General features: G+C 74.6%; 1 protein-coding gene (running past one end of the window). It reads left to right on the forward strand.

What is annotated here, in order from left to right:
* Positions 1-17,190: the 3' portion of a non-ribosomal peptide synthase/polyketide synthase gene (locus OCT49_RS23240; RefSeq protein ID WP_283853770.1), read on the forward strand. It extends 2,094 nt beyond the left edge of the window; the window shows 17,190 of its 19,284 coding nt (coding positions 2,095-19,284); its start codon lies off the left edge, out of view; its stop codon occupies positions 17,188-17,190.
* Positions 17,191-17,237: the final 47 nt, after the last annotated feature.

The following is a 17,237-nucleotide window of genomic DNA, read 5'->3' on the forward strand; positions in this document are numbered from 1 at the left end:
ACGCCCAGCCACATCCCGATCCTCACCGAACTGCCCGAGGAGTTCTCGCCGACCGGGCAGCTCGTCGTCGGCGGCGAGCTGCTGACCGCGGACGCCGTACGGCTGTGGCGCGCGGCCCGGCCCGGCATCACGATCGTCAACGAGTACGGCCCGACCGAGACGACCGTCGGCTGCACCGAGTTCCGGGTCGGCCCCGACGACGACCTCCCGGAGGCCGCCGTCCCCATCGGCCGCCCCTCGTGGAACACCGGCATCCTCGTCCTGGACAGCGCCCTGCGCCCGGTGGGCCCGGACGTCCCCGGCGAGGTGTACATCAGCGGCACCCATGTGACCCGGGGCTACCTGAACCGGCCCGGACTCACCGCGAGCCGCTTCGTGGCCGACCCGTTCGCCGCCGACGGCTCCCGCATGTACCGCACCGGCGACCTGGCCCGCTGGGGCACCGACGGCGAACTGCGCTTCGTCGCCCGCGTCGACGACCAGGTCAAGGTGCGCGGCTACCGCATCGAGCTGGGCGAGATCGAGACCGTCCTCACCGCCCACCCCGACGTGGCCCGCACCCTGGCCGTGGTGCGCGAGGACCGGCCCGGGGACCGGCGGATCGTCGCCTACCCGGTGCCCGCCGAGGGGCGCCCCGCCCCCCGCGCCGAGGACCTGCGCGCCCACGCCGCCCGGGCGCTGCCCGACTACATGGTGCCCGCGGCCTTCGTCGTCGTGGACGACTTCCCGCGCACCCCCAACGGCAAGCTGGACCGGGCCGCGCTGCCCGCCCCCGAACTCGGCGCCGGCACCGGCGGCCGGGCCCCGCGCGGGCCCCGCGAGGAGCTGATGTGCGGGCTGTTCGCCGAGGTGCTCGGCGTCCCGCAGGTCGGCATCGACGAGAGCTTCTTCGACCTCGGCGGCCACTCGCTGCTGGTCACCCGGCTGGTCGGCCGGATCCGCTCGGTCATGGGCGCCGAACTGCCCATGCGCGCCCTGTTCGAGACCCCGACCGTGGCGGGACTCGCCGCCCGGCTGGACGGCGCCGAGACCGCCCGCCCGCCGCTCGTCCCGCAGCCCCGCCCCGACCGGATACCCCTGTCCCTGGCCCAGCGGCGGCTCTGGTTCATCAACGAGGTCGACGGACCGGGCGGCGCGTACACCGTGCCGCTCGCCGTACGGCTCACCGGCGACCTGGACACCGAGGCCCTGCACGCCGCGCTCGGTGACGTCGTCGAACGCCACGAGACGCTGCGCACCCTCTTCCCGGCCGAGGACGGCACCCCGTACCAGCGGGTCCTCGACGCGGACGGGGCCCGGCCCGCCCTGCCGGTCGTGGACATCACCGAGGACGGGCTCACGGCCGCGATGACCGCCGAGGCGGCCCGCGGCTTCGACCTGGCGTCCGCGGCCCCGCTGCGCGCCACCCTGTTCCGCACCGGCCCCGACGCGCACGTCCTGCTGCTGCTGTTCCACCACATCGCCACCGACGGCTGGTCGCTCGCCCCGCTGGGCCGGGACCTGTCGGCCGCGTACCGGGCCCGGCTGGACGGCGCCGCCCCGCAGTGGCAGCCGCTGCCGGTGCAGTACGCCGACTACACCCTGTGGCAGCAGGAACTCCTGGGCGACGAGGACGACCCGGAGAGCCTGATCTCCGGTCAGCTGGAGTTCTGGCGCACCACCCTGGCCGGTCTCCCGGACCAGCTGGACCTGCCCACCGACCGGCCGCGGCCCGCCGTGGCCGGGCTCGGCGGGGACACCCTGTCCTTCCGGCTCGGCCCGGAGCTGCACCAGCGGCTCACCGAGCTGGCCCGGGAGGCCAACGTCAGCCTGTTCATGGTGCTCCAGTCCGCCGTCGCGGCCCTGCTGACCCGGCTCGGCGCGGGCACCGACATCCCGCTGGGCAGCCCTGTCGTCGGCCGGTCCGACGACGCCACGGCGGACCTGGTCGGCTTCTTCGTCAACACCCTGGTGCTGCGCACCGACACCTCCGGCGACCCCACCTTCCGCAAGCTCCTGGAGCAGGTCCGGGAGACCGACCTCGCCGCGTACGCCCACCAGGACGTGCCGTTCGAGCGGCTGGTCGAGGTCCTCAACCCGGCCCGCTCGCTCTCCCGTCACCCGCTGTTCCAGGTGATGGTCACCCTCCAGAACAACGAGACGGCCGAACTCCGGCTGCCCGCCCTCACCGCACGCCCGGTGGAGGTCGGCACCGGCGTCGCCAAGTTCGACCTGTTCTTCGCGTTCGCGGAGGAGCGGGCGGCGGACGGCCGGGCGGCCGGCCTGGAGGGCACCGTCGAGTTCAGCACGGACCTGTACGACCGGTCGACGGTCGACACCCTGCTGGCCAGGCTGATCCGCCTGCTGGAAGGGGCGGCCGGCGACCCGGACCGGTCCATCGGCAGGATCGAGATCCTCACCCCCGAGGAGCGCCACCAGGTGCTGGAGGGGTGGAACGACACCGCCCGCCCGCTCGCACCGGTCACCCTGCCCGCGCTCTTCGAGGCACAGGCGGCCCGCACCCCGGACGCCACCGCGGTGCTCGCCGAGGACGGCGCGCTGGACTACCGCGAGCTCAACGCCCGCGCCAACCGGCTGGCCCGGCTGCTGGCCGGGCGGAGGGCCGGACCGGAGAGCCTGGTCGCCCTCGCCGTACCGCGCTCGACGGACCAGATCGTCGCGCTCCTCGCGGTGCTCAAGGCCGGTGCCGCCTACCTGCCGCTCGACCCGGACTACCCCGCCGAACGGCTGGCCCACATGGTCACCGACGCGGCGCCCGCACTGCTGCTGACCACGTCCGCGACGGCCGGCCGGCTGCCGGACGCGTGCACATCGGCCACCACCCCGGTGCTGCTCGACGAGCTGTACGGGCTCGACGCGTACGACGGGAGCGACCTGACCGACGACGAGCGGACCCGCCCGCTGCGGCCGGAGCACCCCGCGTACGTCATCTACACCTCCGGCTCCACCGGCCGCCCCAAGGGCGTCGTCATGCCCGGCTCGGCCATGGTCAACCTGATGGCCTGGCACACCGGGGCGGTGCCGGGCGGCGAGGGCACCAGGACGGCGCAGTTCACCGCGCTCAGCTTCGACGTGTCGGCGCAGGAGATCCTCTCCACGCTGCTGCACGGCAAGTGCCTGGTCGTCCCCGACGAGGCGGTGCGCCGCGACCCGGCCGGTTTCGCCGACTGGCTCGGCCGGCACCGGGTGCAGGAGCTGTACGCGCCCAACCTGGTCATCGACGCGCTCTTCGACGCCCTCGGACCGGACGGCGAACTGCCCGCGCTCACCCATGTGTCGCAGGCCGGCGAGGCCCTGGTGCTCGGCGACCGGCTCCGGGCCGCGCACCGGCGCGGCGGCTGGCGGCTGCACAACCACTACGGGCCCACCGAGACCCACGTGGTGACCGGCTGCACCCTGCCCGCCGACACCGACGAGTGGCCCGCCACCGCGCCCATCGGCCGGCCGGTCCACAACACGCGTGCGTATGTGCTGGATGCGCGGCTGCGGCCGGTGGCCCCGGGTGTGGCGGGAGAGCTCTATCTCGCGGGTGCGGGTGTGGCGCGGGGTTATCTGAACCGTCCGGGTCTGTCGGCGGAGCGGTTCGTGGCCGATCCGTTCGGGGCGGCCGGTGCGCGGATGTACCGCACGGGCGACCTGGCCCGCTGGGCGGGCGACGGGAACCTGGAGTACCTGGGCCGTACGGACCACCAGGTGAAGATCCGCGGTTTCCGCATCGAGCTGGGGGAGATCGAGGCCGTGCTGGCCGCGCACCCCGACGTCTCCCGCGCCGTCGTCCTGGCCCGCCAGGACGGCCCCGGCCGCACCCGGCTGGTGGCCTACACGGTCCCCGCCGACGGCGCCGGGACGGACCCCGCCGCCCTGCGCCGGGCCGCGGCCGACGCGCTGCCCGACCACATGGTCCCGGCCGCCTTCGTGACCCTGGACGAACTGCCGCTGACCCCCAACGGCAAGCTCGACCGGCGTGCGCTGCCCGACCCCGAGGTGGGCGGCGGCCGGGCCCCGGCCACCCCCGAGGAGGAGCGGCTGTGCGCCCTGTACGCCGAGATCCTGGGCGTGGACACGGTGGGTGCCGAGGACAGCTTCTTCGAGCTGGGCGGCCACTCGCTGCTGGCGACCAAACTCGTCAGCCGCATCCGCACCGAGTTCCGCGTCGAACTCCCGGTGCGCGCCCTGTTCGAGGCCCCCGTCGTGGAGCAACTGGCCGCCCGGCTCGGCGGGGCGGACACCGCCCGCCGGGCCCTGCGGCCCATGGAGCGGCCCGCGCTGCTCCCGCTCTCCCCGGCCCAGCGCCGGCTCTGGTTCATCAACCGGATGGACCCGCAGGACGCCCGGTACAACCTCGCGCTGGCCGTGCGGCTGACCGGAACCCTGGACACCACCGCCCTGCGGGCGGCGCTCGCCGACGTCGTGGCACGCCACGAGAGCCTGCGGACCGTCTTCCCCGAGATCGACGGCGAACCCCGCCAGCAGGTGCTGGAACAGTGGCGCCCGGAGCTCGACACCGTGCGCCCCGACGCCGCCGGCCTGCCCGCCGCCCTGGCCGCCGAGGCCGGACGCGGCTTCGACCTCGCGTCCGAACCGCCGCTGCGCGCCACCCTGTTCGAGCTCGGTGAGGACACCCGCGTCCTGCTGCTCGGACTGCACCACATCGCCGGTGACGGCTGGTCGCTCGCCCCGCTGGGCCGGGACCTGTCACAGGCGTACGAGGCCCGTCTGGGCGGCGACGCCCCCGCGTGGGAGCCGCTGCCGGTCCAGTACGCCGACTACACCCTGTGGCAGCGCGAGGTGCTCGGCGACGAGGACCACGCGGACAGCGAGATGGCCCGCCAGCTCGCCCACTGGAAGACCGAACTGGCCGGACTCCCCGACCAGTTGGAACTGCCGACCGACCGTCGCCGGCCCGCCGTCGCGACCTTCCGGGGCGGGCGCGCCCCGCTGCGGATCGACGCGGAACTGCACCGGCGCCTGGTCCGGCTGGCCCAGCAGCGCTCCACCAGCCTGTTCATGGTGGTGCAGGCGGGCCTCGCGGCCCTGCTGACCCGGCTCGGCGCGGGCACCGACATCCCGGTCGGCACCGCCGTCGCGGGCCGCACCGACGAGGCCCTCGACGACCTGGTCGGCTGCTTCATCAACACCCTGGTGCTGCGCACCGACACCTCCGGCAACCCGGCCTTCGGCGAACTCCTGGACCGGGTCCGGGAGACCGACCTCGCCGCGTACGCCCACCAGGACGTGCCGTTCGAGCGGCTGGTCGAGGTCCTCAACCCGGCCCGCTCGCTCTCCCGTCACCCGCTGTTCCAGGTGATGATCACCCTCCAGAACAACGAGACCGCCCGCCTCGGCCTGCCCGGACTCGACGTCCGGCCCGAGGACATCGGCGGCGGCGCGGTCCGCTTCGACCTGCTGCTGGACCTCTCCGAGCGGTTCACCGCCGACGGGGAACCGGACGGGCTGACCGGCGCGCTCGACTACAGCGCCGACCTGTTCGACCAGGCCACGGCGGAACGCGTCGTCGAGCAGTTCGTCCGCGTCCTGGAGGCCGGCGCGGCCGACCCCGCGGCACGCATCGGCGACATCGACGTGCTCGGCGCGCGCGAACGCCACCGCGTGCTGGAGGAGTGGAACGACACCGCGGCCGAACTGTCCGGGGCGACCCTGCCCGAGCTCTTCGAGGCCCAGGCGGCCCGCACCCCGGACGCCGTCGCCCTGCTCACCGAGGACGGGCCGGACGCCTGCGCGGAGCTGACCTACGCACAGCTCAACGCCCGCGCCAACCGGCTGGCGCACCGGCTGCTCGCGGCCGGGGCCGGACCGGAGCGGTTCGTCGCCCTGGCCCTGCCGCGCTCGCGGCAGCTGATCGTCGCGATGCTGGCCGTGCTCAAGACCGGCGCCGGCTACCTGCCGGTGGACCCGGACTACCCGGCCGACCGGATCGCGCACATGCTCGACGACGCCCGCCCGGTGCTCGTCGTCACCGACACCGGGGAGACCGCCACCGGCGGTGTGCCGCGCCTGGTCCTCGACCCGGCCGACGACTCGTACGGCGCCGGGGAGACGCTGCCCGACACCGACCCGACGGACCGGGACCGCCCGGTGCCGCTGACCCCCGCCCACCCGGCGTACGTCATCTACACCTCGGGCTCCACCGGCCGCCCCAAGGGCGTCGTGATCCCGCACTCCGCCCTGGTCAACTTCCTCACCGCGATGACGGACCGCTTCCCGGTCGGGCCGGCGGACCGGCTCCTCGCCGTGACCACGGTCGCCTTCGACATCCACACCCTGGAGATCCACGCCCCGCTGCTCGGCGGCGCGGGCGTGGTCCTGGCGGACCGCGGGACGGTGCGCGACCCGGACGCCCTGTCCGCGCTCGCCGTCCGCACCGGGGCCACCCTGATGCAGGCCACCCCCTCGCTGTGGCAGGAGCTGGTCACCGCCCACCCCGGGCGGATCCGCGGACTGCGCATGCTCGTCGGCGGCGAGGCGCTGCCGCCCGGCCTCGCGGCCGGGATGCGGGAACTCGCCGAAGAGGTGACCAACCTCTACGGGCCCACCGAGACCACCGTGTGGTCCACCGCCCTCGCGCTCACCGACCGGCCCGGCGCCCCCGCCATCGGCACCCCCGTGCGCAACACGCGTGCGTATGTGCTGGACGCCCGGTTGCGGCCGGTGGCCCCGGGTGTGGCGGGAGAGCTCTATCTCGCGGGTGCGGGTGTGGCGCGGGGTTATCTGAACCGTCCGGGTCTGTCGGCGGAGCGGTTCGTGGCCGATCCGTTCGGGGCGGCCGGTGCGCGGATGTACCGCACGGGCGACCTGGCCCGCTGGGCGGGCGACGGGAACCTGGAGTACCTGGGCCGTACGGACCACCAGGTGAAGATCCGCGGTTTCCGCATCGAGCTGGGGGAGATCGAGGCCGTGCTGGCCGCGCACCCCGACGTCTCCCGCGCCGTCGTCACCGTCCACGCCCAGGGCTCCTCGGGCGCCCGCCTCGTGGCGTACCTGGTGCCCGCGGGCGACCGGACGCCCCAGCCGGCCGCCGTCCGCGAGCACGCGGGCGAGGCGCTGCCCGACCACATGGTCCCGGCCGCCCTCATGGTCCTGGACGAACTGCCGCTGACCCCCAACGGGAAGGTGGACCGGGCCGCCCTGCCGGACCCGGAGTTCCAGGCCGCCGAGGCGGGGCGCGCACCGCGCACGCCCGCCGAGGAGATCCTGTGCGGACTGTTCGCCGAGATCCTCGGGGCACCCCGGGTGGGCATCGACGACAGCTTCTTCGACCTGGGCGGACACTCGCTCCTCGCCACCCGGCTGGTCAGCCGCATCCGGTCGGCCTTCGGCGTCGAACTGCCCGTCCGGGCCCTGTTCGAGGCGCCCACGGTGGCCGGACTGACCGTCCACCTGGACGAGGCCGCCGCCGCCCGCCGCGCCCCGGCCGTCGTGCCCGACCGGCCCGAGCGCATCCCGCTCTCCTTCGCCCAGCGGCGGCTCTGGTTCATCAACCGCTTCGACGAGCAGAGCAGCACGTACAACATGCCCTTCGCGGTGCGGCTGCGCGGCGCCCTCGACGCGTCCGCGCTCCGCCTGGCCCTGGCCGACGTGGTCGAACGGCACCAGAGCCTGCGCACCACCTTCCCCGAGGTGGACGGGGTGCCCTGCCAGCACGTCCTGCCCGTCGGCGAGGCCGCGCCGGCCATGCCCGTCGTCGTGACCACCGAGGAGAGCCTGCCCCAGGAGCTGGCCGCCGCGGCGGCCGAGGGCTTCGACCTGGCGGCCGAACCGCCGCTGCGCGCAACCCTGTTCGCGCTCGCGCCCGAGGAGCACGTGGTGCTGCTGCTGGTGCACCACATCGCCGGTGACCGCTGGTCGCTGGCCCCGCTCGCCGGCGACCTGGCCGCGGCGTACGCGGCCCGGAGCGCGGGCGAGGCCCCCGGCTGGGCGGACCTGCCGCTGCAGTACGTGGACTACACGCTGTGGCAGCACCGGGTGCTCGGCTCCGACGAGGACCCGGACAGCGTGATCTCCCGTCAGCTGGACTTCTGGACCCGGGCGGTGGAAGGACTGCCCGAGGAGCTGGACCTGCCCACGGACCGGCCCCGCCCGGCCCGTACCGAGTTCCGCGGCGACGAGATCACCTTCGAGCTGGGCCCCGAGCTGCACACCCGGCTCGCGGAACTGGCCCGCACCCACCGGGCCAGCCTCTACATGGTGCTCCAGGCCGGTCTCGCCGCCCTGCTCACCCGGCTCGGCGCCGGCACCGACCTGCCGATCGGCTGCGCGGTCGCCGGACGCGACGACGAGGCCCTCGACGACCTGGTCGGCTTCTTCGTCAACACCCTGGTGCTGCGCACCGACACCTCGGGCGACCCCGGGTTCGCGGAGCTGATCGACCGGGTCCGGCGCACCGACCTGGCCGCCTTCGCCCACCAGGACCTGCCCTTCGAGCTGCTCGTCGAGAAGCTCAACCCGGAGCGGGTGGCGGGACGTCACCCGCTGTTCCAGATCGCGCTCGGGCTGCAGAACGCCACGCCCGAACCGCGCGACCTGACCGGCCTGGACACCCGGGCCGAACCGCTGGGCGTCAAGGTCTCCCGGTTCGACCTGCTGTTCAACCTGGTCGAGAAGCACGACGCCGAGGGCCGGGCGGCCGGCCTGTTCGGGGTCGCCGAGTACAGCACCGACCTGTTCGACGCCGGCACCGTGCGCGGCCTGGCCGACCGGCTGGAGCGGCTGCTGACGGCGGCCGTCGCCGACCCGGAACTGCCGATCGGCGCCCTCGACCTGCTGGCCCCCGAGGAGCGGCACCGGGTTCTGGTCGAGTGGAACGACACCGGCCGCGAGGTGCCCGCGCTGCCGGTGCCCGCCCTCTTCGAGGCCCAGGTGTCCCGCGCCCCCGGCCGCACCGCACTGGTGCACGAGGGCCGCACCCTGACGTACGCCGAACTCAACGCGCGGGCCAACCGGTTGGCCCGGGTCCTGGTGGACCGGGGCGTCGGGCCGGAGCGGATCGTGGCGCTGGCACTGCCCCGGGGCATCGACCAGGTGGTCGCCGTCCTCGCCGTGCTGAAGGCGGGCGGCGCCTACCTGCCGGTCGACCCGGACTACCCGGCCGACCGGATCGCGTACATGCTGGCCGACTCCCGGCCCACGCTGCTGATCGGCCACGCGGCGACCGCCGCCGCGCTGCCCGGCCACGACACGCCCGTGCTGCTGCTCGACGCGCCGGGGACCGGCGAGGAGACGGCCGCGCGCGCCGACGGCGACCTCACCGACGCCGAGCGCCTCGGAAGGCTGCTGCGCGGCCACCCGGCGTACGTGATCTACACCTCCGGCTCCACCGGCCGCCCCAAGGGCGTCGTGGTCTCCCACGAGGGCCCGGCCAGCCTGGCCTTCGGGCAGATCGACCGGTTCGCGGTCGGCGAGGACGCCCGGGTGCTGCAGTTCGCCTCGCCCAGCTTCGACGCCGCGTTCTCCGAACTGTGCATGGCCCTGCTGTCGGGCGCCGCGCTGGTGCTCGCGGAGCGCGACCGGATGCTGCCGGGCGCCCCGCTGGCCGAACTGATGGACACGGAACGGATCACGCACGTGACCCTGCCGCCCGTCGCGCTGACGGTGCTGCCGCCCGAGTCCATGACCACGGTCACCACCCTGGTCGTCGCGGGCGACGCGGTCTCCCGCGAATCGGTCGCCCGGTGGGCCCCCGACCGCAGGATGATCAACGCCTACGGGCCCACCGAGACGACGGTGTGCGCCACCATGAGCCGGCCGCTCGCGGCCGGGGACGGCGCACCGCCCATCGGCCGCCCCATCGACAACGCCAGGGTGTACGTCCTGGACGGGCGGCTCGCCCCGGTGGCCCCCGGCGCGGTCGGGGAGCTCTACGTCGCGGGCGCGGGCCTGGCCCGCGGCTACCTGGGACGCCCCGCGCTGACCGGCGGCCGCTTCGTCGCCGACCCGTTCTCCGGCTCCGGCGGCCGGATGTACCGCACCGGTGACCTGGTGCGCTGGGGCGACGACGGCGAACTGCGGTTCGTCGGCCGCGCCGACCACCAGGTCAAGGTCCGCGGCTTCCGCATCGAGCCGGGCGAGGTCGAGTCCCTGCTGGTCGGCCACCCGGACGTGGCCCAGGCCGCGGTGATCGTCCGCGAGGACCGGCCCGGCGACCGCCAGCTCGTCGGCTACGTCGTCCCCGCCGACCGCTCCGAGGCCGCCGGCGGCGCACGCGACGCGGCCGACGCCGTGGAACAGGTCGACGAGTGGCGCGAGGTCTACGACACGCACTACCGCCAGGAGGCCGAGGTCGGGGAGTTCGGCGAGAACTTCTCCGGCTGGTTCAGCAGCTACGACGGCGCGCCCATCGAGCTGGAGCAGATGTGGCAGTGGCGGGCCGCCACCGTCGAGCGGATCCTCGCGCTGAAGCCGTCCCGGGTGCTCGAACTCGGCGTCGGCAACGGCCTGATCCTGTCCAAGGTCGCCCCGCACGTCGAGACGTACTGGGGCACCGACTTCTCCTCGCAGGCCATCGAGGCGCTGCGCGCCCAGGTGGACCGGGAGGAGGCCCTCGCCGGACGGGTCGAGCTGAGCACCGGAGCCGCCCACGAGACGGACGGGCTGCCCCGGGACTTCTTCGACCTGGTGGTCGTCAACTCGGTCGCCCAGTACTTCCCCAACGCCGACTACCTCGAGGACGTCGTCCGCAAGGCCGTCGCCCTGGTGGCGCCGGGCGGCAGCGTCTTCGTCGGCGACGTGCGCAACCTGCGCACCCTGCGCGGCTTCGCGACCGGGGTGATGCTGAACCGCTGGTCGCCCGAGGAGGGACTGGCCGCGCTGCGCCGGGGCGTCGAGCAGAGCGTCGTGATGGAGAAGGAGCTGCTGGTCGACCCGGCCTTCTTCAGCGCCCTGGCCGATACCGTCCCCGGCCTGTCCGTCGACATCGCGGTCAAGCGCTCCACCTGGAGCAACGAGCTGACCCGGCACCGCTACGACGCGGTCCTGCGCACCGGCGGACGGTCCGCCGAGGACCCCGCCGCCCCCGAACCCCGGGAAGCGGCGTGGGACACCCTCACCGGCGGTCTCGACGACCTGGCCGCCCTGCTGGAGTCCCCGGAGGCGCTGCGGGTGACCGGGGTGCCCAACGCCCGGCTCGCCGGCGAGTTCGGTGCGCTGCGGGCCATGGAGGCCGAGGCGGAACCGGCCGCCGTGATCGAGGCGTGGACCCGGCCGGAACAGGCCGGCGTGGAGCCCGAGGAACTGTGGCTGCTGGCCGGCCGGCTGGCCAGGCCGGTGGCCGTGACCTGGTCGGACAACGCCGCCGAGGGCGCCGTCGACGTGGTCTTCGGGGCCCCGGGCGACGCGACGCCCACGGTGCGCCCGAAGGTCCGCCCCGGCGCTTCGATCGGCTCGTACACCAACGACCCGGTGGGCAACCGCGAGGTCGGCAGCCTGGTCGCCGCGCTGCGCACGCACCTCGCCGGGCGGCTGCCCGACTACATGGTCCCCGCGGCGATCGTGCCGCTGGATGCCCTGCCGGTCACGCCCAACGGAAAGCTGGACCGCAAGGCACTGCCCGCCCCGGACTTCGACGCCGCCTCCGGCGGACGCGCGCCGCGGACCGAGCGCGAGGAGCGGCTGTGCGCCCTGTTCGCCGAGGTCCTCGGACTGTCCTCGGTGGGCGCCGAGAGCAGCTTCTTCGAGCTGGGCGGCGACTCCATCCTCTCCATCCAGCTGGTCAGCCGGGCCCGCCGGGCGGGCCTGGTCATCACGCCGAGGGAGGTCTTCGAGCACAAGACCGTCGAGGCGCTGGCCCTGGTGGCGGGGGACGTGGACACCGCACGGCAGGCGGAGCCCGACGTCCCGGTGGGCGAGCTCCCGTTCACCCCGATCATGCACTGGCTGGCCGGACTGGGCGGCCGGAGCGACGCGTTCAGCCAGTCCATGCTGGCGCCCGTGCCCGCGGGCAGCGACCCCGCCGCGGTGGGCGCGGCCCTGGACGCGCTGCTGGACCACCACGACGTGCTGCGGGCCGTACTGGCCCCGGCCCCGGCCCGGTCGATGGAGATCCGCCCGGCCGGGGCGGTCACCTCCGCCGACGTGCTGCGCCGGGTGGACGTCGCGGGCCTGGACGACGCCGCGGTGCGCGCCGCCGTCGACGAGCACGCGGCGCGCGCCGTGCGGCTGCTCGACCCCGAGGGCGGCGTCATGCTCCGGGCGACCTGGTTCGACGCGGGCGCCGGCGCCCCCGGCTGCCTGCTGTTCACCGCGCACCACCTGGTCGTCGACGGGGTCTCCTGGCGCATCCTGCTGCCCGACCTGGACCAGGCGCTCGCGGCCGCGGGCGCCGGGCGCGAGATCGTCCTGCAACCGGTGGGCACCTCCCTGCGGTCCTGGTCGAAGTGGCTCGCCGAGGAGGCCGTGCGCCCGTCCCGTACCGCCGAACTGGACCACTGGCGGCAGACGCTGACCGGACCGGACGGCCCGGACCCGCTGTTCGGCTCCCGCCCGCTGGACCCGCGCCGCGACGTGGCGGACACCCTGCGCCGCTTCACGCTGCGGCTGCCCGCCACCGGCCTGCTGGACGCCGTCCCGACGGCCTTCCACGCCGGGGTGTCCGACGTGCTGCTGACCGGCCTGGCACTGGCGGCGACCCGCCGCCGCGAGGCGGACGGCCACCGCGGCACGGTGCTGGTGGACGTCGAGGGGCACGGCCGGTACGAGCCGGAGGGCATCGACCTGTCCCGTACCGTCGGCTGGTTCACCACCCTGTACCCGGCCCGGCTCGACCCGGGCACGCCCGACTGGGACGAGGTGCGAAGCGGCGGACCGGCCGTCGGCCGGGCGCTCAAGCAGGTCAAGGAGCAGCTGCGCGCGGTGCCCGGCGACGGGCTCGGCCACGGGCTGCTGCGCCACCTCAACCCGGAGACCGCCGAGGAACTGGCCCGGTTCGACGCCCCGCAACTGGCGTTCAACTACCTGGGACGCGTGCCCGGTCAGGGTTCCGCCGACGCGGCGGACGAGGGCGTGGTCACCACCGGCAGCGGCGGCTTCGACCCCCGTATGCCGCTGGGGCACGCGCTGGAGGTCAACTGCCTGGTCGAGGACGGACCGGACGGGCCGTGGCTGTCGGCCACCTGGTCCTGGCCCGGTGAGCTGATGACCGACCGGGAGGTGCGGGCGCTGGCCGACGACTGGTTCACCGCCCTGGAGGGCCTGGTGACCCACGCCGGACAGCCGGGCGCGGGCGGACGCACCCCCTCCGACCTGCCGCTGGTCCCGATGGCCCAGGACGAGATCGAACGGCTGGAGCGCGCCTGGCCGCTGCTGGACGAGGTGCTGCCCCTGGCACCGCTCCAGGAGGGTCTGCTCTTCCACGCGCTCTACGAGACGGACGCGGACAGCTACACCGTGCAGCTCTCCCTGGACATGACCGGGGAACTGGACGGCGACGCGCTGGCCGCCGCCGCCGGACAGGTGCTGCGGCGCCACGGCAACCTGCGGGCCGGGTTCTGGCACGAGAACGGCGGGAAGCCGGTGCAGTTCATCCCCGCCGAGGTCGAACTGCCCTGGTTCTCGTACGACCTGACCGGGCACGCCGAGGAGCTGCGCGGGGCCGAACTGGAGAAGATCCTGGCCGCGGAACTGGCGGCGGGCTTCGACCCGGCGCGTCCGCCGCTGATCCGCTTCGCCCTGGTCCGGCTCGCCGCCGACCGCTACCGCTTCGTCGTGACGAACCACCACATCCTGCTGGACGGCTGGTCGATGCCGGTGGTGCTGGCGGAACTGGCCGCCTGCTACTCGGGCGCGGGCTCCGCCCTGCCCCGTGTCACCCCCTACCGGGACTACCTCGGCTGGCTGGCCGCGCAGGACCGCTCGGCGGCCGAACTGGCCTGGAGCCGGGCGCTTGAGGGCCTGGAGGAGCCGACGCTGCTGGCACCGGCCGGCGGCGAGCCGGCCGTCGCCGAACGCATCGAGCTGGACCTGCCCGCGGACTTCACCGCGGAGCTGACCGCCGCGGGACGGCGGCTCGGGGTCACCCTCAACACCCTGGTGCAGACGGCCTGGGGCGTGCTCCTGGGCCGGATGACCGGCCGTGACGACGTGACCTTCGGCGCCACCGTGTCGGGCCGGCCCCCGGAGATCGCCGGGATCGAGACCATGGTCGGGCTCTTCATCAACACCCTGCCGGTGCGGATCCGGCTCCGGCCCGAGGAGACGCTCGCCGAACTCCTCGACCGGGTCCAGTCCGAGCAGCTCGCGCTGCTGCCGCACCAGTACCTCGGCCTCGCGGACATCCAGCGGATCGCCGGGGTCGGCGAACTCTTCGACACCGCGACCGTCTTCGAGAACTACCCCACCGCGCCGGGCGGCCTGTCGGCCCCCGACGGTTCGGCACCCGCCGTACGGGTCTCGGCGACCGATCTGCGCGACGCCACGCACTACCCGCTGAGCCTGGCGGCGGCCCTCGTGGGGGACCACCTCCACGTGCGGCTCGACCACCGGCCCGACGTGCTCGGCCGGGAGGAGGCCGGGCAGCTCGTCGACCGGCTGCGCCAGGTGCTGCGGACCATGGCCGAACACCCCGGCACCCGGGTCGGCCGGCTGGACCCGCTGTCCGCGGGCGAGCGGCAGCGGCTGCTCGCGGCGGGCGACGACCGCGGCCTGGCCGCCGCCGTCGCCACCCTGCCGGAACTGTTCGAGGCCCAGGTCGCGCGCACCCCGGACGCCCTCGCGGTGGTCGCGGGCGGCACCCGGCTCGACTACGCGGAGCTGAACGCCCGCGCCAACCGGGTGGCCCGGCTGCTGGTCTCCCGGGGCGCCGGTCCCGACCGCCTCGTGGCGGTCACCGGCCCCGCCTCGGTGGACTGGCTGGTCGCCATGCTCGGGGTGGCCAAGGCGGGCGCGGGATACGTACCGCTCGACCCCGCCCTGCCGGCCGACCGGATCGCCTTCCTGCTGGAGGACGCCCGGCCGATGCTGGTGCTGGACACCGGGTCGGGGGCCGTGCTGCCGGGACCGGTGGTCGGACGCGGTGAACTCGCGGCGGTCGGCGCCCGGTTCGCGGACGGGAACCTCTCCCAGGACGAGCGCACCGCGCCGCTGTACCCGGGCCACCCGGCGTACGCCGTCTACACCTCCGGTTCCACCGGGCAGCCCAAGGGCGTCGTGGTCACCCACGAGAGCCTGGCCAACCTGGCCGCCGACCACATCGGACGGTTCGGGATCTCGGCGGGCAGCCGGGTCCTCCAGGCCGTGTCGACCAGCTTCGACCCGTCGCTCGCCGACGTGACGATGGCCCTGCTCTCCGGCGCCGCCCTGGTGCTGCCGCCGGCCCCCGGGCTGAACGGCGAGCAACTGGCCGACGTGCTGGAGCGGGAGGCCGTCACGCACGTGATGCTGGCCGCCCCCGTCGCCGCGACCCTGCCGGACCGGCCGCTGCCCGCGCTGCGGGCCCTGGTGCTGGGCGGCGAGTCCCTGAGCCGGGCACTGGTGGCCCGGTTCGCCGCCGGACGCCAGGTGTTCAACGCCTACGGGCCCACCGAGACGACCGTGGCCGCGACCGTCAGCACCCCGCTCGCACCGGTGGGCGGCGTGCCGCCGATCGGCCGCCAGGTCAGGGGAGCGGCGGCGTACGTCCTGGACGGGGCGCTGCGACCGGTGCCGGAGGGCACCGTCGGCGAGCTGTACGTGGCGGGCACGGGCGTCGCCCGCGGCTACCTGGACCGGCCCGGACTCACCGGACAGCGGTTCGTCGCCGACCCGTTCGCGGGCGACGGCACGCGGATGTACCGCACCGGCGACCTGGTGCGCCGCCACACCGGCGGCGACCTGGAGTTCGTCGGCCGCGCCGACCAGCAGATCAAGCTGCGCGGCTTCCGCATCGAGCTGGGCGAGATCGAGTCCGTGCTCGCCGGCTGCCCCGGGGTGGACCGGGCGGCCGTGGTGCTCAGGGAGGACCGGCCGGGCGTCCGCCGCCTGGTGGCCTACCTGGTGCCGGCGGAGGGCGACGGGCTCGCCGACCCGCGCGCCCACGCCGCCGCCGCGCTGCCGCAGTACATGGTGCCGTCCGTGTTCGTGACGCTGGAGCGGCTGCCGCTCACGGCGAACGGCAAGGTGGACCGGGCGGCACTGCCCGAGCCCCGCACGGAGTCGGCGGCGGGCCGCGGCCCGCGCTCCCCGCGCGAGGAGGAGATGTGCCGGCTGTTCGCCGAAGTGCTCGGCGTCGACCGGGTCTTCGTGGACGACGACTTCTTCGAGCTCGGCGGCGACTCCCTCGCCGCGACCCGGCTCACCGGCCGGGTGCGGGCGGTCCTCGGCGTCCGGACGAGCATCAGCACCCTGTTCCGGTCACCGACCGTCGCCGAATTCACCGAACGGATCGGCACGGAGAACGAACAGGACCCGTTCGACGTCCTGTTGCCGCTGCGTACCGGCCAGGACGGCCCCGCACTGTTCTGCGTGCACCCCGCGGCCGGAATCAGCTGGACCTATTCCGGATTGCTCCGTCATATCGACCCGCAGTATTCCGTCTATGGAATTCAGGCGCGCGGCCTTTCCGGTCCCGCGGAACTCCCGGAAACCATTTCGGAAATGGCGGCCGACTATCTGGAGCAGATTCGCACGGTGCAGCCGAGCGGCCCGTACCGACTGCTCGGCTGGTCGATCGGCGGGGTCATCGCGCACGAGATGGCCGTCCAGCTCGAGGAGGCCGGCGAGCAGGTCGAACTGCTGGCCGCGCTGGACTCCTACCCCGAGGCCGTCACCGACGACCGGACGGCCGCCGAGGAGGCGGACGTGCTGGCGGCACTGCTCCAGTTCACCGGGATCGACCCGGCGTCGGTCCCGCAGGAGCTCACCGCGGGACTGGTCGCCGGCCTCGTGGCCGGGACCGGGAGCGCCCTGTCCGGCCTGGACGAGGAGCGCATCGCCGCCCTGGTGGCCGCATGCAGGAACATGCAGCGGGCCACCCATCGGCCTCGTCTTTTCCGTGGCGACCTCCTAATGTTCGTCGCAACGCGAAACAAGAATTCCGGGTCGCCGAATCCGCAGGCATGGTCGCCCTATACGGGCGGTCGCATCCACACCGTGAACATCGACTGTGAGCACGACGACATGACGAATCCCGAACCGATCGCACACATCGGCCGGGTGCTCGCCGAGAAACTTGGTGCCATGAAGGTCACGGGCCCCGCGTCCTGAATTCAGAAGACCAGATCCTGACATCCCTGATTTGAGGAGGCACCCGA

The organism is Streptomyces sp. ML-6 (genome assembly GCF_030116705.1).
In the GTDB taxonomy this organism is placed as follows: domain Bacteria; phylum Actinomycetota; class Actinomycetes; order Streptomycetales; family Streptomycetaceae; genus Streptomyces.